The sequence below is a fragment of the Microcoleus sp. Aus8_D2 genome (assembly GCF_036702665.1).
GTDB lineage: Bacteria > Cyanobacteriota > Cyanobacteriia > Cyanobacteriales > Microcoleaceae > Microcoleus.
In genome coordinates this window covers 12,587-34,195 of sequence record NZ_JAUBUN010000018.1, presented here as the reverse complement: position 1 = coordinate 34,195, position 21,609 = coordinate 12,587, and the positions used below count along the sequence as shown (strand labels likewise).

Sequence of the window (21,609 nt, the reverse complement as noted above, 5' to 3'; positions counted from 1 at the left end):
GTGTTGGCGATCGAGTTTTTTCCCGCTCTTCCCTTCCCTTATGAAAAAACAGTTAAAACTTCAATTGCTAGCGATCGTCCTAATCTCGATCCTAGCAACAATCGGCGTCGGGTGCGATCGCACTTTCCAAAAACCCTTCCAACTTCCCGCATCAGCCAAACAAGAGCCCTGGCCAGTGAAAACAGGCCTGCGAGTCGGACTAATCCGCGACAACATCCCAACAGTTAACCGCATAGTTTTAGTCCCCGACGAAGCCACATTCTTAGCAGCAATCCAAAAGTGGAATCTCAAAGGACACTGGCCCATTCTCATCGAAGACAAAAAATATGCGCCGATGTTTTTGCAGCGCTTCCAACCCGAAGAAATCGTCCGTTTACCCAGCATCAAACAGCAACTCCCAAAAAATCAAAAATTCCAAGAATTAATGCACAAGAGCGTAGCAACAGCCTGGAATGCTACGGATACTCAAACCTTAAAAGCAAAATGGAAAGAGCTCGGCTGGGAACCTCCAGGAGTAGTCATCACCTCAGAAAATGACCCAGCACGCACAGCAGCAGTGGCTTTAGCAGCCGCCCGCGGTCAACCTTTAGTATTTCTCGAAGGTAACTTCGGAAAACCCAACGATAACCTTAATAGCGCGCAGTGGAAAAATCTGCAAACAGCAGTTACCAAAGCCGTCGAATCTACTGGATATTTTTACTCTCAACTCGGAGATGCGATCGACACAATAACTATTGTACGCCAACTAGCAGTAAAATATCAATCCCCCCAAAATAAAGACGAACAATTAGCTGTTACCGACGGTTTGGGAAGGCACCCCAACGGCGAACGCTGGGCGGCGGCTGGCTGGATTTACGGATCCCAAGTGCGATCGATCTATCAAGCCATGTGCGCCATATTTCTCGACAGCGAAACAGCTATGCTGTATGACAGCTACCCAAAAGAAGGAAATTGGGGAAAATATGAAATGGAATCAGCAGCTAGCGGACTAAAAAGCATAGGCATTAATGTAGAATTAGTCCAGCAACCCGATTCTAGCCTGCAAACATGGCGGAGTTTAGCATCAAAACCGTGGACATTTGACTTAATATTGCTCAATTCCAAAGGCTATCCGAAATCCTTTCAAGTCGGCGACGGCGATGCCCCAGTTGAGGATATACCAAAACTCCAGTTTCCCGCCGCAATCCACATGATTCACAGTTGGTCAGCATCTGATCCAGATGATGCAAGTACCGTTGCTGGTAGATGGTTGCAAAATGGCGCTTACGCCTATGTCGGCAGCGTCAACGAACCTTTGTTATCTGCGTTTATTCCGCCTAAAATTATGGTCGATCGCCTAAAACGAGGTGCGCCCTTTTTAATCGCAGCCCGCCAGCTAGAATCGCCTCCGTGGAAAGTCGCCACCATCGGCGATCCGCTAATGTCGATCGCCAAACCCAAACCCAGAATCCCGGCCGCCCAACAACCGATATGATATGTGCGATCGAACAGCCACCATGAAACAGGTTTGTAGTGAGGACTTTAGTCCTATTCCCTGAGGACTGAAGTCCTCACTACAAACTTTCGATTTGAGATTTTTTGTTTAATCTCAAATCTCAAATTAGGTTTGTAGTGAGGACTTTAGTCCTATTCCCCGAGGACTGAAGTCCTCACTACAAACTTTCGGCCCGAATCACTAACACTTTAGATATAGTTAATTAGCATTATCACTCAATTTATCTCAGTTTGAATGTCACCGATCGTACAATTTTCTGCTAAAATCCGCTCGCCCTCAGAATCGGTCATTCCACCCCAGCCGCCAGCCCCAAATAGCCGCCCTAAAAGACACCTTAATTAACCCCAGTTCAAAAAACAATATAACTGTAGGCAAGCTCTAAAGCACGATCTTCATCAGTCATTCCCAATTCTTCAAGTCTTTAATCTCAAATCTCAAATCGAAAAATGGAAAATCGTATAACTTGTCAATTCCCCTAAAATCACTCAAAATGAAAATAAGAAATAAAATGTAATATTTATCTAACTTCTCACAGAAGAATTAACCCCTAAATGAGAGCCATTTATCCTCTGGATCTGCCACCACCCGGCCCAACCGCAGAAACTCCCCATTCCTCCCGCCTCAGCCCGCTGTTCAACCGCCTGCACCCGAGTCCAGAAACCCTGCTACTCATCCTCTCCCTAGTCATCGGGGGAGTTACGGGCGCAGGCGTCGTCACCTTTCACTACCTGATCCACTTGATCCACAGCCTGATGCTGGAAGACTTTATGGGGGCGATCGCCTCGAAAGGCTCTTGGACGCTAGCCTGCATTCCCACCCTCGGCGGAGTCATCATCGGGCTGATGCGGTGGCGGTTTCGGGACTTTGGCCCGAATATGTCATCCTTAATTGCAGCCACCCGCGGGCTGCAAGAACTCTCTCCGCTTAAACCTATCACCAAAATGGTGGCCGCCTCAGTATCCCTCGGCACCGGCGCCTCCCTCGGCCCGGAAGCCCCCAGCGTCGAAATCGGCGCCAACTTCGGAATGCTGCTAGCTCAAGTCTTGCAGCTTTCCCCAGAACGGCAGCGCTTGCTCCTCGGTGCGGGAGCAGCAGCAGGTTTATCTGCCGGATTTAACTCTCCCATCGCCGGAGTCTTTTTTGCCTTAGAAGTCGTGCTCGGCAGCACCTTCGCCACTTCGTCAGTCAGCGTTGTCTTGCTCTCCGCCGTAGTTTCGGCGCTAATCGCTCAAATTTGTTTGGGATCTCAGCCGGCCTTTGCTTTGCCAATCTACGATGTCCGCAGCCCCCTAGAACTGCCTCTATACATGGGATTGGGACTTTTGGCGAGCGGAGTTTCCCTAGCTTATACAGAAGCAATTCAATTGGCCGATCGCTGTTTTCAAGGAAAAACCCGAGGATTTGCTTGGCTCGGACGACTGCCCCGGCCGCTTCATCCGATCGTCGGCGGCGCCTGTGTCGGCTTAGTCGCTCTGAAATTGCCTCAAATTTTGGGCGTCGGCTACGAAACAGTCCAAGCAATGCTCCAAGATGTGAAATTTTCTTTGCCTTTGCTGCTGTTGCTGCTATTTGTCAAACTGGCTGTGACAGCAATCAGCCTCGGCAGCGGTTTAGTCGGCGGCATATTCGCTCCGGCGATGTTTTTGGGAGCTTCTCTGGGTTCGGCTTACGGCATCTTTTTGGAAATGCTGCCGGCATTGAGCGATCGAGTTGCAGGCCCTGCCGCCTATGCCATGGTGGGCATGGCTGCTGTCCTCGCCGGTAGCGCTAGAGCACCGCTGACAGCCATTCTGTTGATGTTTGAATTAACCCGCGATTACCGGATTGTGTTGCCTTTGATGGCCGCAGTCGGATTGAGTGTTTGGCTGGTGGAGTTTGTGAATCGTCGATCGACAGCCCACAGCCTCAACCTCCAACAAATGGGCGTAGACGTAGCTGTCAATACACCAATCAAAGCCCGAGAACAGTTGCAGGATTGGGAAGACGCTCTCGGAGAAAGAATTGTCACAGAGCTGATTTCTTGCGAACTTCCCACCGAAGACGAACACACTATGGAGGAGCCAGCGTTGGTAATGGCTAATGCACATTTGTCCGAAGATGTCAAGCCTTTGTCGGAAACAAAATAAGCGGTTGAAGCAGTTGAAGTGCGATCGAATTCGGCCGCTTCGCCACAAAACGCATAATCTCAAACTTAAATCTTACCGCTATGACATTTATTAACCCAAAAACCGATTACGCCTTTAAAAAAATCTTCGGCTCATCAGAAAGCAAAGACATCCTAATCAGCTTTCTGAATGCGCTAGTTTATGAAGGAAATGCCACCATTGAAGACTTAGAAATCATCAACCCAAATCTGCCCCCAAAAGTTGAAGGATTAAAAGATACATATCTCGATGTCAAAGCCCAACTCAGGGATGGCACATTAGTAATTATTGAAATGCAAGTGCTCAACGTGCAGTCTTTCGGGAAGCGGGTTTTTTACAATACAGCCAAAACTTACGCATTTCAATTACAAGCAGGAGAAGGATATCGAATGCTCAAACCAGTGATTGCCTTGACAATCACGGATTTTGAAATGTTTGCCAACAGCCCAAATTTAATCTCAAGATTTGTGTATAAAGAAGTAAAAACAAACTTAATATATCCCGACAACGAGATGGATTTAGTGTTTGTAGAATTGCCGAAGTTTACCAAAAAAGAGCAGGAACTAGAGACGCTAGCCGACAAATGGATTTATTTCATAAAAAATGCCAGAAGTCTGACATCAGTGCCAGAAACGATGGACATTATCCCAGAAATCCATAAAGCATTTGATATTGCGAATCAAGCGAGATTAAGTCCGGAAGAAATAACGAATATGGAAAAAATAGAACAGTTTATTTATGACCAACAGGGGGCGATTCTTAAAGCTACTACGGAAGCACGAGAGGAAGGAAAAGAAGAAGGACGAGAAGAAGGAAAGTTAGAAGGACGAGAAGAAGGAAAGCGAGAAGAAAAGCTGGCAATCGCCCGACAACTAATTTCACGCCTAGATGACGAAACCATCAGCCAAACCACAGGGCTGAGTCTTGAGGATGTGCGGAATTTGCGAGTCAGCGATTCCTAAAAGTTCCTCCCAACCTAAATTATTGTAGCCACGATAAAATCCTCAAGTTATTCAGTGAAAAATCATGACATTTATCAACCCAAAAACCGATTACGCCTTTAAAAAAATCTTCGGTTCATCAGAAAGCAAAGACATTTTAATCAGCTTTCTCAACGCCTTAATTTACGAAGGAAATGCCACCATTGAAGATTTAGAAATAATCAACCCAAATCTGCCTCCCAAAGTAGAAGGATTAAAAGATACCTATCTCGATGTCAAAGCCCAACTCAGCGATGGCACTTTAGTAATTATTGAAATGCAAGTGCTCAACGTGCAGTCTTTCGGGAAGCGGGTTTTTTACAATACCGCGAAAACTTACGCATTTCAATTACAAGCAGGAGAAGGCTATCGAATGCTCAAACCAGTGATTGCTTTGACGATTACAGATTTTGAAATGTTTGCCAACAGCCCAAATTTAATATCGAGATTTGTGTATAAAGAAGTAAAAACTAACTTAATATATCCCGAGAACGAGATGGATTTAGTATTTGTAGAATTACCGAAGTTTACCAAAAAAGAGCAGGAACTAGAGACGCTAGCCGATAAATGGATTTATTTCATAAAAAATGCCAGAAGTCTGACATCAGTGCCAGAAACGATGGACATTATCCCAGAAATCCATAAAGCATTTGATATTGCGAATCAAGCGAGATTAAGCCCGGAAGAAATAACGAATATGGAAAAAATAGAACAGTTTATTTATGACCAACAGGGTGCGATTCTTAAAGCTACTATGGAAGCACGAGAGGAAGGAATAGAAGAAGGACGCGAGGAAGGACGAGAAGCAGGAAAGCGAGAAGCAAAGCTGGCGATCGCCCGACAACTACTTTCACGCCTAGATGATGCAACTATCAGCCAAACTACAGGGCTGAGTCTTGAGGATGTGCGGAATTTACGATCGCCCGATTCATAGTTTCAAGTAATTGTGCCGATCGCACTTTACCCACCAATCATCGCCCGCACTCAACCCCTCGATCGGGCAGACAGTGGCGCTACCCTCAACTCTGGGCTAAAATAATCAAATATTACTCACAATCGGCAGAGAGGGGCTTCGGTGGCAGGAAACGAGGCAACTGCGAAAAACAAAAGTCAGAAAACATCAGGAAAAACCCCCTTGGGTTCCAGTCATTACGGCTTGTTAGGGCTGCATCCTTCAGCCTCCGCGATCGAAATTCGGCGATCGTACCGGGAACTGAGCAAACTCTACCATCCCGATACCACCGACTTGCCACCCGCAGTCGCTACCGCCAAATTTCAGCAATTAAACAACGCCTACGCCACCCTCAGCAACCCTGAACGCCGCCTCGCCTACGACCTCAAAATAGGTTATTCTCGCCTGAACGTGATTCAGTCGCCCCCGGGCTTCAACACTCCGGTTTCGGGATCGAGTAAAAAAACTTCTAACTCGGCTTACCTAGATCCCACGGATCGCCCTCTGTCCCCCGGCGAAATATTCGCTCTATTTATCATGGGGGCTACTTTAGTCGGATGCTTGGTACTGGCGATCGCGATCGGGCTAATTCGTGGCAATTGACAACTAAAAGTTCTAAATTGAAAGATTAACCACAGTTTTCCCAATTCCCAATTCCCAATTCCCAATTCCCAATTCCCAATTCCCAATTCCCAATTCCCAATTCCCAATTCCTCATGACTCTTCCTTCCGCTGACACTCCTTTATACAGCCATCCACTCCCGGAAATCGAGCAGTGGCTAAGGGGCCGCGGCTGCCAGCAAGACCGGCGAGAACTCCACTGCTGGCAGATCGATCGACCTACCTGGAAAGCAGAACTCTCCCTGGATATCGACCAACTCACTGTCCGCTACATTGACGCCGGAGCCGACGGCCAAGACATTCAGCGAGCCTTCAAATACTCTCTCTCGCGTCACGACATTGAAGATGCCGTTTTCTCAGGCCCCTAATTTGATTTGAGATGGGGGATTTTAGATTTTAGATTGAGGAATACACTTCAGAATCAATACCTAATTGGAAACTGAAAAATTAATCTAAAATCCCAAATCCCAAATCTCAAATCGTTAGACTTTGCCAAATCGGCGATTGCGCTGCTGATAAGTAGACAAAGCGCGGTGAAATTCCGATCGGTCAAAATCCGGCCACAGCGTCTCAGTAATGTAAATTTCCGAATAAGCCATTTGCCACAGCAGAAAATTGCTCAGCCGCATTTCCCCGCTCGTCCGAATCAGCAAATCCGGATCGCAAACATCAGCAGTATACAAATAGCGTTTAAATAAAACCTCATCAATCTCCTCTGGCTGCAACTTGCCCTCTTGTACCTGAGTGGCGATCGCCCGACAAGCCTGTACAATCTCCTGGCGCCCGCCGTAATTCGTCGCCACCCGAAACAGAATCCCCCGATTGTGCTGAGTTGCCGTCACAGAGCGCTCGATTTCCGCCTGCAAAGACTTTGGCAAAGCCTGCAAATTCCCCATAAATTGAATTTGCACGTCCTCGTCCACCATCTCGCGCAATTCTTGCCGCAGTTTGCCCTCAAACAAACTCATCAAAAAATCCACCTCCCCAGCCGGCCGCCCCCAATTCTCCGTCGAAAAAGCATAGGCCGTTAAAGCTGGAATTCCCCAATCTTTGCAGCAGCGCAGCAACTCCTTCAGAGCGCTAGCTCCCCGGCGGTGGCCCGCAATCCGTGGCAACCCCTGATTCTTAGCCCAGCGCCCGTTTCCGTCCATAATCACTGCTATGTGCTTAGGCAGTAGTTCTAGTTGTAGATCCGCAGGCAACTTTTCCAAGCAAATTCCTTGACTCATGGTTTCTCCCAATTACCCGACTAACGGCGCAGTATCCGTTTTAACAGTGTCACTCCCTTCAATCCTATCTGCCGTCCGAAATTGCCGATCGGAATTGGAGCAACTGCTCTTTCTCCATCCGACGGAAATAGCTTGGCTTCCAGCAATTCCTTAAGTTTGCTGCTAGTCAAAGGTCGATTTAAAGTTCCCATCTGCGCCAGAGAAATAGAACCCGTTTCCTCCGACACCACGACGCACACGCAAGCTTGCACCCTTTCTGTAATCCCCATTGCCGCCCGGTGGCGGGTTCCCAATTGCCGCGACGCACTGCGATCGGACAAAGGCAAAATCACCCCCGCCGACACGATCCGCGAAGCTCGAATTAAAACAGCTCCGTCGTGCAGCAAAGTTTGCGGCTGAAAGATAGTCTGCAACAATTCCTTCGAGACTTCAGCATTTAGCTTCACTCCCGGCACTGAAAAATCCCGATCGTCGATCGGAGAATCTGTTTCTATAATTAATAAAGCGCCCGTGCGGTTTTGCGAAAGTTCTTTTACTGCGTCCACAATTTCATCTATTACGCTGTCCGGTTCGGGAGTTGGTCGGCGATCGCGTCCAAATAATTGTATAATTTCCCCCCGACCCAATTGTTCCAGAAATCGGCGAAACTCCGACTGTAATATTACCGCCATTGCCACAGCAGAACCGGTCACCAAGCTGTTGAGCGCCACGTGCAACAGCCTCAATCCAGCCCAGTTGCTCACCGCCGCCGCCAGCATCAAAAGGATAAATCCCCGTACCATCCACAGCGTCCGGCGCTCCCCAACAATGACGAGCACCAAATACGCAAGGGCAAATACCAGTCCAATATCGATCGCCTGAATCAATAAGGACTGAATGAGGCCAAAGTCATAGCCAGATTGTTGATTGTTCATGGTTCATCGAACCCTACCGCCTGTGAACCGCGAACTATGATGCACTCGAACCCGTGAACCATGAACAGTTGTTATTCCAATCGCGTGACTGAACAAGCCAAAAGTAAAAAGTTTAAAAACAATCATCAAGAAATCCCAATGAATCATCTTACTTTTTACTTTTTATGTTTTACTTCTTACTTTTAAGTTCCGAGTCTTTCAGGAAGGCGATCGAACCTCAGCAAATCCTCGCTTTTTAGTTCCGAGTCTTTCAGGAAGGCGATCGAACCTCAGCAAATCCTCGTCAGTTTCCCGCTCTACGATCGTGTCAACTTTCCCATCTTTCACCAAAACCGCCGCCGGTCTGGGGACTCGGTTGTAGTTAGAAGCCATGCTGTAATTGTATGCTCCTGTAGCCGTAACGACGAGAATATCTCCCGACTGACACTCTGGCAACTTAGCATCTTTAATCAGAATATCGCCTGATTCGCAGTGTTTGCCAGCAACTGTCACTGTTTCCGTTAAGGGAGCAGACATTTTGTTGGCTGCGAGCACTCGATAAACTGATTGGTAGATAATTGGACGGGGATTGTCCGACATACCGCCATCCACTGATAAATACGTCCGGATTCCGGGAATGACTTTTTTAGCGCCCACCGTATAAGCGGTGACGCAGGCTGTACCCACGAGCGATCGACCCGGTTCGCAAAGCAATTTGGGTAATGGCAATTCCTGTCGTTCGCAAGCTGCTACCATTGCCCCGCAGACTGTCTTAGCCCAATCATCTATGCTGGGAGGCTTGTCCGCTTCAGTATAGCGAATACCCAACCCACCGCCAATATTTATTTCTGTCGGCTCCAACTTGTGGTGAATTGCTTTCTTGAAAGCCTTAACGATAATATCGGCTAGATCGTGATGGGGTTGCAGTTCAAAAATCTGAGAGCCGATGTGAGCGTGTAATCCGACGCACGATAAAGACGGCTGCTGGGCGAGGAAAATGAAAACATCGTTGAGAGAGTTGGGATCGAAGCCAAATTTACTGTCAATTTGACCAGTTTTAATGTATTCGTTAGTGTGACACTCAATTCCAGGCGTAAACCTTACCATCACTCGTATCGGCTCACCGGCTTTGTGACTGACACCAGATTTTGCCAACTCTTCTAGATTCTTTAAATCGCACCAATTATCTGCGATGATCGTGCAGCCACTGGTGACAGCTAGTTTGATTTCCTCGCGGGATTTGTTATTCCCGTGAAAGTAGATTTTGTCGGGATTCACACCCGCTTTTAGTGCTGTGTGAATTTCTCCAGAAGATACCACATCTATGCCTAAGCCCTCGGAAGCGGCGATCGCACAAACCGCCAAACAACTCCAAGCCTTAGAAGCATAGAGCACTTGAGTTTCGCCCGGATAGTACCGTTCAAAAGCCTCTTTGTACTGGCGGCTGGTCGCCCGCAGCGTTTCTTCATCTAAGATGTACAGTGGCGAGCCAAATTGCTCCACCAAAGCTGTCACCTCGCAGCCTCCTATTTCCAACCGATCGCGACTATTGACACTGGCTGTCAGCGGTAAAAGTTCTTGATTGGGCGATCGACTTTGCATGGCTTCTGGATACTTAGACGTGGGAGATTGAGTTGAGACCATTGGCGCAATAATTATCCTTGGTTATTTTTATTAGTCATTAATCAGCAGTCATTAATCAGCAGTCATTGGTCGTTGGCAGTAGACTAATGTCTGGAGACTTAGGAGTCATGACTGCTGACGCGAGCTGGCGTTGCATTTAATCTGTAAACTACTGTGTAGTCTAACTCTTGTGGGGTGGGCAGTAGAGCCCGCCATAAAGCTTAAATTTAAATGCAAAATAGCTTAGCCACAAACAGGTAATCGCTACTGTGTTTTCTAGTGTACAATTTACAGCCGTGCGTTTTCTAGAAATTAAACATCTCGCCGCCGAACACCTCAACAGTGCAGTAGAGCTCGATCGCCTGTGTTTTGGCGGACTTTGGACAATCGAAGGCTACAGGCGCGAGTTAGACAGTCCTAATAGCGATTTACTCGGTTTGTGGGCATCCGCAACCGGGGACTGCCGATCGGCAAGATTGGACAGCGAACTTGAGTCTGTTGATATTTTCACCTCCCAAAACCCGGCGAGTACGGGGGGAGGGCCCCTAAAAATGCCCCAAACCCTCATCGGTTTGGGTTGTCTGTGGGCAATTTTAGAAGAAGCTCACATTACCATTTTGGCGATCGATCCGCGCTTTCAAGGTCAGGGTTTGGGACAAGCTCTGCTTTGGGCATTGCTAAAATCAGCAAACCGCAGACAGTTAGAAAGGGCAACTTTAGAAGTGCGAGCCTCTAATTTAGTCGCACTGTCTCTATACCACAAATTTGGCTTTAAGGAAGCAGGACGGCGAAAGCGATACTACGCAGATACAGGAGAAGATGCTGCGATCATGTGGCGCAGCGGCATTGAAAAACCCGAATTTCAGCAATATTTGGCGAATGAAAAAGTGAAAATTTGCGATCGGCTGAGCCAGAAAAACTGGCAGGGGGCGATCGAGCGCTAAGTAGATGAGTGGGAAAATACACAAGCCCTCTCTCTTCGAGAGCGAAACGAATTGAAGCCTTAGCAATCGCTTTCGACACGGAAAGAAATCGCTCTTGTTCTCACAGCAATACACATTGTGTTACACAGCAATGTTTATTGGCGCCTACTTACTTAACAGGTGGCGAAACTAAGAACCAACCTAGCAATGCTTTTCGCCCAAGTCAGCGTCAAATAAATAATCGCGCGCCGAGCCTTTTGAGAGCACGGCGTAGATAGATAGAATTACTGAATTTTTACCACAACATTTCGTGATTTTGGCTCAAAAGCTCTAGTAAATTTACGGGTTTACAATACCGATCGGAAGCTTTAATCTGTATCTCAAGATGTTGTTTTCGTTAATGGCTGCTACAGACGAAAACAAACTCACTGCTGTGGGTTAAGCCTTTCAAATCAGGAATATCTAATGAACATAAAATATGGACTAACCGCTATCATTGGAACATATTTACCATATTAGGATGCTCGACCGTTATGCCCAAAATAACAGGCACTATCAAAGTCAACATAAGTCATGGCGAATTCGCGGGTGTCTACACGGGTGACTTTTCCTACGATGATACACACCTGATCAAAGTAGGGGAGGAATCTATGACCATCAATGGTGGAAATGGATATCGATCGGGACTGCTATCTTTTAACTTTAAATTTCTGGACTTTGCTACGGGTTTAACTCCTGTTACCTACACAGCTAGAGATGTTGACGAGTTCCCAGACGATCTTCCTGTTTTGGCTTTTTTGAACGGAATTCCGACTCAATTTGGCTTACGACTTATTTCTGCATCTGAAAATGAGGCATTTGCGTTCTTAGATTCCCAGATATTTCTTTACGCCTTGCGAAATGGAACTATTGAAGGTTCGGGGATCGTCACCTTAGAAATTAACGAATCTCCTCCTACTGCTGTACCAGAGAACGCCTCTCCATTGGCCTCATTGTTAGCTTTTTTGGGCTTGGGTAGAGTTCACTTCAGGAGAAAGTCGAGAAAGGGAAACAATTAATCATCTTTACCAACCTAACTTGAAGCTGGATATAGATAGAATTACTTACATTTAAAAAATATCTCATGACTTTGGCTCAAAAACTCTAGTATATTTACGGGTTTACAATACCGATCGGAAGCTTTAATCTGTATCTCAAGATGTTGTTTTCGTTAATTGCTGCTACAGACGAAGACAAACTCACTGCTGTGGGTGAAGCCTTTCAAATCAGGAATATCTAATGAACATAAAATATGGACTAACCGCTATCCTGGGTACATATTTAATATCCACATTAGGAGGAGCGACCTCTATGGCAGCTACAATCGCAGGCACAATCAAAGTCAACGTCGATGTCGCCTACGTTACCGATCCCAAATTCGCGGGTGCCTACACAGGTGACTTTTCCTACGACGATACACATCTGACCAAAGTCGGCACAGAGTTCCTGGTCATGAATGATGGTGACTATCAAGCTCGACCAGGACTGCTATCTCTGAACTTTAGATTTCTGGACTTTGCTGATGGCTTAACTCCTGTCACCTATACGGCCAGTGATGATTTAAACTTCCCAGATAATCCCGTTTTGGCTTTCTTGAACGGAATTCCCTCTCAATTTGGCTTCCAAGTTGCTCCGGGAAATGATGGCGGAGTTTGGGGTGGAAATAACGGATTTATGTTTGTAGATCCTGGGACATTTTTTTTCGTCTTGCGAAATGGAACTGTTTCAGGTAATGGGGGTGTGACCTGAGAAATTAACGAATCTTCTCCTGAACCTACTCCCGTACCGGAGAACGCGTCCCCCTTGGCCTCATTGTTGGCCTTTTTGGGATTGGGTGGAGTTCACTTGTGGAGAAAGTCTAAAAAGGCAAACAAATAATCATCTTTACCAACCTAACTTGAGAGGAATAGACAATGACAGTAATAAATACTCCGTTTTTGGTAACAGGTGGTGAAACTAACAGACCACCTAGCAATGCTTTTAGTCCAAGTCAGCGTCAAATAAATATCCGTGCGCCCTTCTCCGTTCCCTCTGCTGAGCAATGGACTGGTGAAAAAGTGTGGTTGCTGATTCCTGGTTTCACAGCACCAAGCGATTCTTTTGATGCAAATCTGGCCACAGCCATCGATGATGCTAACCCAAACGATACAGTTTTAGTCCTTGACTGGACTCAAGTCAGTGGCTCCCTGACAAATAATGCATTAACAGGGATCGCTAGAGGAGACCTTTATAGATCGGGTTCGTGGATTACCCCAGTAGCAACAGCAATCCAAAACAAACTTGTTGAGTGGGGAATGCCAGCTCCAGCACTCAATATTGTTGGTCATAGTCTTGGTGCTCACCTTGCTAGCGAACTTGCCGCCACTTTCAATACTACCTACGGGAGTTAAGTTGGTTCGGTTACAGCCCTTGACCCAGCATCAAATAGCGCAAGATTCGTGAGTCCCTACGATATAACTAATGGCTTCGATACTGACCTATCAAATGGATACGTAAAAAATGGAGGAATTGCAGACCCAATCAAACGCTTAGATCTTAATGCTGTGGCTTTAAGAAGAAGTTTTAATGGCATCAGCAGTGTAGCGGGAAATGAAGCTCAAGCTGGAACTGCCAGGGAATCTTTCCTTTTTGACTTCGGTACCACTGCAAACGATCAACACAGCCGTGTCGTCACCGCCTACACAAATTTGGTGACAACTAATGCAGCCGACAATTCTCGTTTAGCAACAAATATTTTGGGTTTGAACGACACGCAGGCAAATCATCCATTTCGACCAAACTTCTATAGAGGGGATTCTCCTAACTCCCTACAAGTGCATGAAGGAGTGATTCCCGTTGATGCTGAAGATAATCCTTTGTTTCTGGTTGCTGCTAAGCTTAATGGCGGAATTAACGATCGCTTCATCTATGGGACTAACAGAGACGACGAATTTAGATTAAGTGGGAATTTTGCGAAATATTACAACAACAACGGCAACCATACTTATAATGTTGGTAACGGCAACGATCTTGTTTTTGGTGGCATAGGTAACGACATCATCTTCGGCGGGGCTGGAAATGACACGGTTGATGGCCCAGATGGGAATAATCAGATATATGGTGATGACGGCAATGATATTCTCGGTGCTGGTATAGGTAATGACACCATCTACGGCGGCGAGGGAATTGATATCATTAATGGCCCAGATGGGACTAATGACATTTATGGCGATCGGGGTAATGATTATCTGACTGGTGGAAACGGCACTAATAGGTTTTTTGGGGGTTCTGGCAACGATGTTCTACAAGGTGGTACGGGTCTAAATTTACTCAAAGGTACAGACACCAACACGATGTCTAGTGATGAGGTAGATACTTTAATTGGCAACCCTAGCGCCAGACTAAACGCATTTTATATTGGCGATCGCACAACAAATTGGTACTCAGTCGGTGGTGGAAATGATTACGCCAAAATAGTTAACTTTAATCCAGTAACTGACATAATTTTGGGTGGGGTGAATATTGAAGCACAAAACCTCATCACTCAAACCTTTCTCTGGGCTGGAAGTGAATTGATTGCCAAGATTGACGGTCTCTGGGCTTCGGAACTACAGTTCCCGACAAGGATCTTTTAGGCTTGACTTTTATTCGGTTTTGTAGAGACCGCTGTGAATTTTAAATCCTCAAAGTTGAGGAACGCTACTTGAGAGCTAAGCCAAGCACGTGACAATTACACCGGACGCACTCCTGACCAAAGAAACCGGGTTTTTCAATTAATTTGACAGCTACAGCGAAAGATTTTCTCCAAAAACCCGGTTTCTGACCTCCCCTGCGATTCGCGAACTGAATTAACAGTGAAGGGCTCGATCGCACCTGTAACACATAAGTTTTGTGAAGCAACCTCCACAGACTTCCAGATTTATGACTTGGCGATCGCACGTAAGAGCAAAAAAGATTGTGCTAGAATCCATCAATACGTAGTCGTAGGTTGGGCACAGGCCGAGAAGAGCAATCTTCTTGCAGTCTAGGGGAGGTTGTAGGTCAGCCACCATTTGGGTCTTCCCAGTTGAAAGCCACCCTGCAACATGAGCCTGGAATCTGCAACCGCAGCCGAGTGCGGCTTTTGCGGTGGGAGTGTCGCGCTAGAATTAGCATTACGAGTTAACACTCGAACAAAAACGCTCGTTGTGCGAGCGTGACCTCAAAACGGGCACATAGCAGGTGGGAATAAACCATGTTTGAACGCTTCACAGAAAAAGCAATAAAAGTAATCATGTTGGCCCAGGAAGAAGCTCGCCGCCTGGGTCACAACTTCGTAGGGACAGAACAGATCCTCCTGGGTCTGATCGGGGAAGGAACCGGAGTTGCGGCTAAAGTCCTCAAATCAATGGGGGTTAACCTCAAAGATGCTCGGATTGAGGTCGAAAAAATTATCGGGCGCGGTTCGGGCTTCGTAGCAGTCGAAATTCCGTTCACCCCGCGCGCTAAGCGGGTTCTAGAACTGTCCCTCGAAGAAGCTCGCCAACTCGGACACAATTATATTGGCACCGAACACCTGCTGCTCGGCCTGATTCGTGAAGGTGAAGGCGTGGCGGCCAGAGTTCTGGAAAATCTGGGGGTAGACTTGTCGAAAGTCCGCACCCAAGTGATTCGGATGCTGGGAGAAACCGCAGAAGTCGCAGCAACTGGTGGCGGCGCTCGCACTAAAACCCCAACTCTAGACGAATTTGGTGCTAACCTGACTCAAATGGCTGTCGATGGTAAGCTTGACCCCGTAGTCGGACGGCAAAAAGAAATCGAACGGGTAATTCAAATCCTCGGTCGCCGTACTAAAAATAACCCGGTACTCATCGGCGAACCCGGAGTCGGTAAAACTGCGATCGCCGAAGGCCTGGCCCAACGCATTGCTAATAACGATATCCCAGATATCCTGGAAGACAAGCGCGTCGTCACCCTCGACATCGGTCTGCTCGTCGCTGGTACTAAATACCGGGGGGAATTTGAAGAGCGCCTGAAAAAAATCATGGACGAAATCCGCACGGCGGGTAACGTGATTTTGGTGATTGACGAAGTGCACACTTTGATCGGTGCTGGTGCGGCGGAAGGCGCGATCGACGCAGCTAACATTCTCAAGCCAGCTCTGGCCAGAGGCGAACTCCAGTGTATCGGCGCTACAACCCTTGATGAGTACCGCAAGCACATCGAGCGGGATGCCGCCCTAGAGCGCCGCTTCCAGCCGGTGATGGTCGGCGAACCGACCGTAGATGAGACGATCGAGATTCTCTTCGGCCTGCGGGAACGCTACGAACAGCACCACAAGCTGAAAATCTTGGACACGGCCCTGGAAGCCGCAGCCAAACTCTCTCACCGCTACATCTCTGACCGCTTCCTCCCAGACAAAGCCATTGACTTGGTAGACGAAGCTGGTTCCAGAGTCCGCCTGATCAACTCCCAACTGCCGCCAGCAGCTAAGGAACTTGACAAGGAACTCCGCCAAGTCCTCAAGGATAAAGACGAAGCGGTGCGTTCTCAAGATTTTGACAAAGCAGGTGAATTGCGCGATCGAGAAATGACGATCAAAGCCGAAATTCGCGCTATTTCCCAAGCCAAAAAAACCGACTCGGCGGCCCGTGGCGACACCGACCCATCGCCAGTAGTTACCGAAGAAGATATCGCCCAAATCGTGGCAAGCTGGACGGGCGTACCGGTTAACAAACTAACTGAATCTGAGTCCGAAAAACTGCTGCACATGGAAGATACCTTGCACCAGCGTTTGATCGGCCAAGAAGAAGCAGTGAAAGCCGTTTCCCGCGCCATCCGTCGCGCTCGCGTTGGGTTGAAAAATCCCAATCGCCCGATCGCCAGTTTCATCTTCTCCGGGCCCACAGGCGTCGGCAAAACCGAACTCACCAAAGCCTTAGCCGGCTATTTCTTCGGTTCCGAGGACGCCATGATTCGGTTGGATATGTCCGAATACATGGAACGTCACACCGTCTCCAAACTTATCGGTTCTCCTCCCGGGTACGTCGGCTACAACGAAGGCGGCCAACTCACAGAAGCAGTCCGCCGCCGTCCTTACACCGTCGTATTGTTCGACGAAATCGAAAAAGCCCACCCCGATGTCTTCAATATGCTCCTGCAAATATTGGAAGACGGCCGCTTAACAGATGCCAAAGGTCGCACCGTGGACTTCAAAAACACGCTGCTGATTATGACTTCTAACATCGGTTCTAAGGTCATCGAAAAAGGTGGTGGCGGTCTCGGTTTCGAGTTTAGCGACAACCAAGCTGATGCTAATTACAACCGCATTCGCTCCTTGGTTAACGAAGAACTCAAGAACTACTTCCGCCCAGAATTCCTCAACCGACTTGACGAAATTATCGTCTTCCGTCAGTTGAACAGGGAAGAAGTCAAGGAAATCGCGGTGATCATGCTCAAAGAAGTGTTCGGCCGCTTGACTGAACAGGGAATTACTCTGGAAGTGACCGAAAAATTCAAGGAACGGCTAGTAGAAGAAGGCTATAACCCCAGCTACGGAGCTCGACCCCTGCGCCGCGCCATTATGCGGTTGTTGGAAGACAGCTTGGCTGAGGAAATCCTGTCTGGCCGCATCAAAGATGGCGATATCGCTGTTGTGGATGTGGGCGAGGACGGAATTGTCAAGGTACTGCAAGGCCAAAAGCGGGAATTGCTACCCCAAGGTGCTGAGTAAGGTTGAGTGGCGTGCGATCGTAAGTCAAGTTGTGTAATAACCAATCTGGCGATCGCAAATAACTCGAAATCCTCACATAAAAAAGGTAGAGAATTAAAATTCTCTGCCTTTTTTGTGAGTAGTCGTCGTAGAGTAGTCGTAGGGTGCGTCGCCTGCGATAAATCTCTAACCAAATATCGACAATCTCACAGATCCGCACCTGATACTATTTAGCAAAAGTCGTGACACAATAATTGTTAGGTTTGTTTCACCCCATGTGTAAGGTGCGGATACATGAGATTTTCGATTTAATGCGAGAGATTAAAAATGGCGACGCACCCTACGAATACTTTGATTGATAGGGAAACTGAATACCCAAACAAAGTTTTACGTTGAATTAGAGCGACCTACTTTCATGCCAATTAGATAATTAGTAGCGACTATATACGGGAGAAATAAATGACATCTGAAAAAAATAATTTGGGTACAGAAGTAGCAGAAATTCAGGCTGAGACATGGTGGCAGAAAGCTTGGAAGTCGCAGCGAGAAAATCTTCAGATAGTGATTATTGCTTTGGGTTTAGCAATAGTGATTCGAGGGTTGGTGGCAGAACCGCGCTTCATACCCTCAGATTCTATGGTACCAACTCTGCACGTGGGCGATCGCGTCGTAGTCGAAAAAATCTCTTACTACCTCGAACCTCCAAAAACTGGCGACATCATAGTATTTGCGCCGCCCGAAAAGTTGCAAGAACAGGGATTTACCCAAGACCAAGCATTTATCAAACGAGTAATTGGCTTACCGGGTCAAACCGTCGCGGTTAAAAAAGGTCTAGTTTACCTCAACGACAAACCCCTCGTCGAAAAATATATTGCTGAACCTCCTAAATACCAGTGGGGGCCCTATGTCGTGCCGGAAAATCAATATTTCGTGATGGGAGACAACCGCAACAACAGCAACGACTCCAGCAGGTGGGGATTTTTACCTAAGAAGAATATCATCGGCCGCGCTGTAGTGCGGTTTTGGCCACTTGAACGCATCGGCCAAGTTTGAATTCATGAGTCATTAGTCATTGGGCATGGGGCATGGGGCATGGGGCATGGGGCATTAGTCATTGGGCATTGGGCATTGGTCATTGGTCATTAGTCATTAGTCATCAGTCAGGAGGAAGATGGAAGATGGAAGCTTGGCCAACGAACAAGGTACGGGATTTAACGGATAAATTTTAAGGGACTTGGGAATTGGGAATTGGGAATTGGGCAATTCTCCCCCAATCTCCAGTCTCCCAGTCTCCCAGTCTCCCAATCTCCCCCAATCTCCAGTCTCCCACTCTCCCAGTCTCCCACTCTCCTGTACGGAAATTGCTACTAATTTTTGCGCCTTGAGGGGTAGGGACTTCCTCCGGCAAATGATAAAATACTACCAAAGGCAGCGGGATTGTCCGCCTAGATCAAAATCAATTCAATATTTAAAAATTAGGCAGGAAAATTATGGGATTTTTTGATTCAGAAATTGTTCAGCAAGAAGCCAAGTTGTTGTTTGAAGACTATCAATCTCTTGTCAAACTAGGCGGCAATTACGGCAAATTCGATCGCGAAGGCAAGAAAATGTTCATCGCTCAGATGGAGTCAATGATGGAGCGCTACCGTATTTTTATGAAGCGCTTCGAGCTGTCTGAGGACTTCATGGCTCAGATGACTGTAGAGCAGTTAAAAACACAGCTCAATCAATTTGGCATCACGCCCCAGCAGATGTTTGAGCAAATGAACTCAACGCTGGAGCGGATGAAATCTGAGCTGGAAAAACAATCATAAACAGTTGACAGTTGACAGTTGACAGTTGACAGTTGATGGCAGGAAGTAATGGGTAATGGGCAATTGGTAATTGGTAATTGGTATAGCCTTTCTCGTAAAGGTGAGGTATGTCCGGCATAGGGCATAGGGCATAGGGCATAGGGCATAGGGCATAGGGCATAGGGCATAGGGCTATCCTCATCTTTTTGAGAAAGGCTATAATTGCAAACTAATGACCAATGACTAATGACCAATGACTAATGACTAATGACCAATGACTAATGACTAATGACTAATGACTAATGACTAATGACTAATGACTAATGACTAAGGTCGTTCAAAAGATGAAGCAGGTTTGAAATCTTCTTCTGGCACACCTTGCAAAGCTTGGCTCATAAAATCGCGCCAAATAGGGGCGACAATAGTACCGCCAGTAGCACCGTAGCTCATGGATGTGTAATCGTCGTTGCCAACCCAAACAGCCACGGACAACTGCGGCACATAACCCACAAACCAGATATCCCGTTCTGAGGAAGTTGTACCAGTTTTCCCAGCAGCCGGTCGCCCAAGTTGGGCCGCCCTTGCCGTTCCGTTGTAAATTACCCCTTGCAGGGCGCTGTTGAGAGATGCCGCAGCCCAGGGATTGAGAACTAATTTGGGTTTGGGCGTATTGTCGAGCAAGACGTTGCCGCTGCTGTCAGTGACTTGCACGATAAACGTGGTGTCAGAATGCCAGCCGTTGTTGGCGAAGGTAGCAAAAGCTCCGGCCATTTCTAAAGGAGTCAAGTCAACTGCACCCAAGGGTAAAGAAACCACGGGTTCCATCGGACTTCTGATGCCGAGCACCCGGCAAATCTCAATCACTTTATTCAATCCGACTTCTTGGCCGAGCTTGATGGCGGGAATATTCAGCGAGACTTCCAAAGCTCTGCGGATACTGACAGCGCCGGAGAATCCGCCGCCGTAGTTTTGAGGGTAATAATAGCCGTCGCCGTCGCGGTAGCCGACTGGAGAGTCGTAGACAACGGAATCTGGGCCGTATTTGCCGCTAGCAAAGGCAGCGTAGTAGACGAAAGGCTTAAAAGAAGATCCAGGCTGACGGCGTGCTTGAATGGCGCGGTTGAACTGACTTTTTTCGTAATCGACGCCGCCAACCATTGCTTTGACGAAGTGAGTACGGGGATCGACGGCTGCTAGGGCAATTTGACCTTGGTCGCCGTAAAACAGCCCTTGGCCAGAAAGCCGATCGTGCCACGCTTTGACGGTTTCTTCGGCTATGCGCTGCAGTTTGAGGTCGATCGTGGTTTGAACGCGCATTCCGCCCTTAAGCACGGCATCTCGCCCGAAACGCCTAGTCAGTTCCTGGACTACGGCTTGTGTGACATAAGGAACTTGAGAGCCGCCAAAAGAGGTAATTTTGCCGAGCTTAATTTTTTGCCCTCGGGCGGTAGTCTCTTCAGCCGGCGTAATCCATTTGAGCTCCTTCATCCGGGTTAAAACGATTTCCTGCCGCTCTTTTGCCAACTTGTAATTAGCGAAAGGACTGTATTCTTCGGGGGCGGAAATTAAGCCCGCCAGCATCGCTGCTTCTGAAAGAGTCAAATTTTCTGCTGACTTGTTGAAATAGCTTCGAGAGGCTGTCTCTACGCCGTACAAGTTGTGCCCTAAGTAGATTTGATTCAGGTACAGTTGCAGAATTTGGTCTTTGTTGAGAATTTGCTCCAAGCGGATCGACATTACCGCTTCAGCTATCTTGCGACTAAATTTTGACTGGGGAGATAGAAACAAGTTCTTGACTAGCTGCATTGTCATAGTCGAGCCGCCTTCAACGGTTCTACCTTTCTCTAGGTTGACTATGAGAGCTCGGGCTATCCCGCCGGGGTTGATGCCTTTATGGGTGAAGAAGTTGCTATCTTCGATCGCCAGAACAGCCCGTTTCAGGTTCGGGGAGATTTTTTCAAGGGGTACGACATCCCGGTTAGCTTCATCGTGGATGCTGGCTAGGGGGCGGCCGTTGATGTCGTAAATGTGGGTAGTTTCGGTGGGAGAGTAGGTTTGCAAGATGCGAACATCTGGCAAATTGCGGAAGCTGATCGCTAGGCCAACCAGTCCGCCGGCGACTACGGAACTGGCAAGCATTGTCATGCTGAGTATGGTTCCGGCGGTCACTTTACTGACTGACTGAACAAACTCGAATACAGGGGCTGAGTTTTCCGTATTTTTGCGGACTGCGTTGGTTGACACGTG

19 protein-coding genes are annotated in these 21,609 nt (G+C 47.5%); 15 read left to right on the top strand and 4 right to left on the bottom strand.

All coding sequences use genetic code 11. The features are described from left to right. Positions 1-40: 40 nt before the first annotated feature. The 6 genes from QUB64_RS16005 to QUB64_RS15980 all read left to right on the top strand — a co-directional run bounded on the left by QUB64_RS16005 (position 41) and on the right by QUB64_RS15980 (position 6,560). Positions 41-1,474: a hypothetical protein gene (locus QUB64_RS16005; protein WP_333271811.1), complete on the top strand. Its 1,434-nt coding sequence runs from the start codon at positions 41-43 to the stop codon at positions 1,472-1,474. A 572-nt stretch (positions 1,475-2,046) separates the two neighbouring features. Further along, positions 2,047-3,621: a chloride channel protein gene (locus QUB64_RS16000; RefSeq protein WP_333271814.1), complete on the top strand. Its 1,575-nt coding sequence runs from the start codon at positions 2,047-2,049 to the stop codon at positions 3,619-3,621. A gap of 80 nt (positions 3,622-3,701) precedes the next feature. Then, positions 3,702-4,601, top strand: coding sequence for an Rpn family recombination-promoting nuclease/putative transposase (locus QUB64_RS15995; RefSeq protein ID WP_333271817.1), 900 nt, complete (start codon positions 3,702-3,704; stop codon positions 4,599-4,601). Positions 4,602-4,665: 64 nt separating this feature from the next. Beyond that, a complete protein-coding gene (locus QUB64_RS15990) occupies positions 4,666-5,553 on the top strand; it encodes an Rpn family recombination-promoting nuclease/putative transposase (protein WP_333271820.1) in 888 nt (295 codons plus the stop codon). Positions 5,554-5,694: 141 nt separating this feature from the next. After that, positions 5,695-6,174, top strand: coding sequence for a J domain-containing protein (locus tag QUB64_RS15985; protein WP_333271823.1), 480 nt, complete (start codon positions 5,695-5,697; stop codon positions 6,172-6,174). 113 nt (positions 6,175-6,287) lie between these two features. After that, positions 6,288-6,560, top strand: coding sequence for a DUF3143 domain-containing protein (locus QUB64_RS15980; protein WP_333271825.1), 273 nt, complete (start codon positions 6,288-6,290; stop codon positions 6,558-6,560). A 114-nt stretch (positions 6,561-6,674) separates the two neighbouring features. On the opposite strand, the gene QUB64_RS15975 is transcribed toward QUB64_RS15980, so the two are convergent. From QUB64_RS15975 to lysA, 3 genes are all read right to left on the bottom strand, one after another. Continuing rightward, positions 6,675-7,421, bottom strand: coding sequence for an isoprenyl transferase (locus QUB64_RS15975; RefSeq protein ID WP_333271827.1), 747 nt, complete (start codon positions 7,419-7,421; stop codon positions 6,675-6,677). 20 nt (positions 7,422-7,441) lie between these two features. After that, positions 7,442-8,335: a diadenylate cyclase CdaA gene (cdaA, locus tag QUB64_RS15970; RefSeq protein WP_333271830.1), complete on the bottom strand. Its 894-nt coding sequence runs from the start codon at positions 8,333-8,335 to the stop codon at positions 7,442-7,444. A gap of 198 nt (positions 8,336-8,533) precedes the next feature. Then, on the bottom strand, positions 8,534-9,958 hold the full coding sequence (gene lysA / locus QUB64_RS15965) for a diaminopimelate decarboxylase (protein WP_333271833.1): 1,425 nt from the start codon (positions 9,956-9,958) through the stop codon (positions 8,534-8,536). A 275-nt stretch (positions 9,959-10,233) separates the two neighbouring features. Between lysA and rimI the strand changes: the two genes are divergently transcribed. From rimI to QUB64_RS15920, 9 genes are all read left to right on the top strand, one after another. Continuing rightward, positions 10,234-10,881: a ribosomal protein S18-alanine N-acetyltransferase gene (rimI, locus tag QUB64_RS15960; RefSeq protein ID WP_442921665.1), complete on the top strand. Its 648-nt coding sequence runs from the start codon at positions 10,234-10,236 to the stop codon at positions 10,879-10,881. Between the two features lie 629 nt (positions 10,882-11,510). Beyond that, positions 11,511-11,918 carry a hypothetical protein gene (locus QUB64_RS15955; RefSeq protein ID WP_333325511.1) on the top strand — a complete coding sequence of 136 codons (408 nt, stop codon included), beginning with the start codon at positions 11,511-11,513 and terminating at the stop codon, positions 11,916-11,918. Between the two features lie 292 nt (positions 11,919-12,210). Next, entirely contained in the window at positions 12,211-12,648 is a 438-nt protein-coding gene (locus QUB64_RS15950) for a hypothetical protein (protein WP_333271839.1), read from the top strand. A gap of 164 nt (positions 12,649-12,812) precedes the next feature. Continuing rightward, entirely contained in the window at positions 12,813-13,289 is a 477-nt protein-coding gene (locus QUB64_RS15945) for a hypothetical protein (protein WP_333271841.1), read from the top strand. A 48-nt stretch (positions 13,290-13,337) separates the two neighbouring features. Beyond that, positions 13,338-14,513: a calcium-binding protein gene (locus QUB64_RS15940; protein WP_333271843.1), complete on the top strand. Its 1,176-nt coding sequence runs from the start codon at positions 13,338-13,340 to the stop codon at positions 14,511-14,513. 599 nt (positions 14,514-15,112) lie between these two features. Beyond that, positions 15,113-17,590, top strand: a complete 2,478-nt coding sequence (locus QUB64_RS15935; protein ID WP_333271846.1) for an ATP-dependent Clp protease ATP-binding subunit — start codon at positions 15,113-15,115, stop codon at positions 17,588-17,590. Between the two features lie 438 nt (positions 17,591-18,028). Continuing rightward, positions 18,029-18,622 carry a signal peptidase I gene (gene lepB, locus QUB64_RS15930; RefSeq protein ID WP_333271848.1) on the top strand — a complete coding sequence of 198 codons (594 nt, stop codon included), beginning with the start codon at positions 18,029-18,031 and terminating at the stop codon, positions 18,620-18,622. Between the two features lie 32 nt (positions 18,623-18,654). After that, positions 18,655-18,798 carry a hypothetical protein gene (locus tag QUB64_RS15925; RefSeq protein ID WP_333271851.1) on the top strand — a complete coding sequence of 48 codons (144 nt, stop codon included), beginning with the start codon at positions 18,655-18,657 and terminating at the stop codon, positions 18,796-18,798. Positions 18,799-19,059: 261 nt separating this feature from the next. Next, positions 19,060-19,383: a DUF1825 family protein gene (locus tag QUB64_RS15920; protein WP_332943384.1), complete on the top strand. Its 324-nt coding sequence runs from the start codon at positions 19,060-19,062 to the stop codon at positions 19,381-19,383. Between the two features lie 306 nt (positions 19,384-19,689). Here the strand turns inward: QUB64_RS15920 and QUB64_RS15915 are convergent, their stop codons facing one another. After that, entirely contained in the window at positions 19,690-21,606 is a 1,917-nt protein-coding gene (locus QUB64_RS15915; RefSeq protein WP_333271853.1) for a transglycosylase domain-containing protein, read from the bottom strand. Positions 21,607-21,609 lie beyond the last annotated feature (3 nt).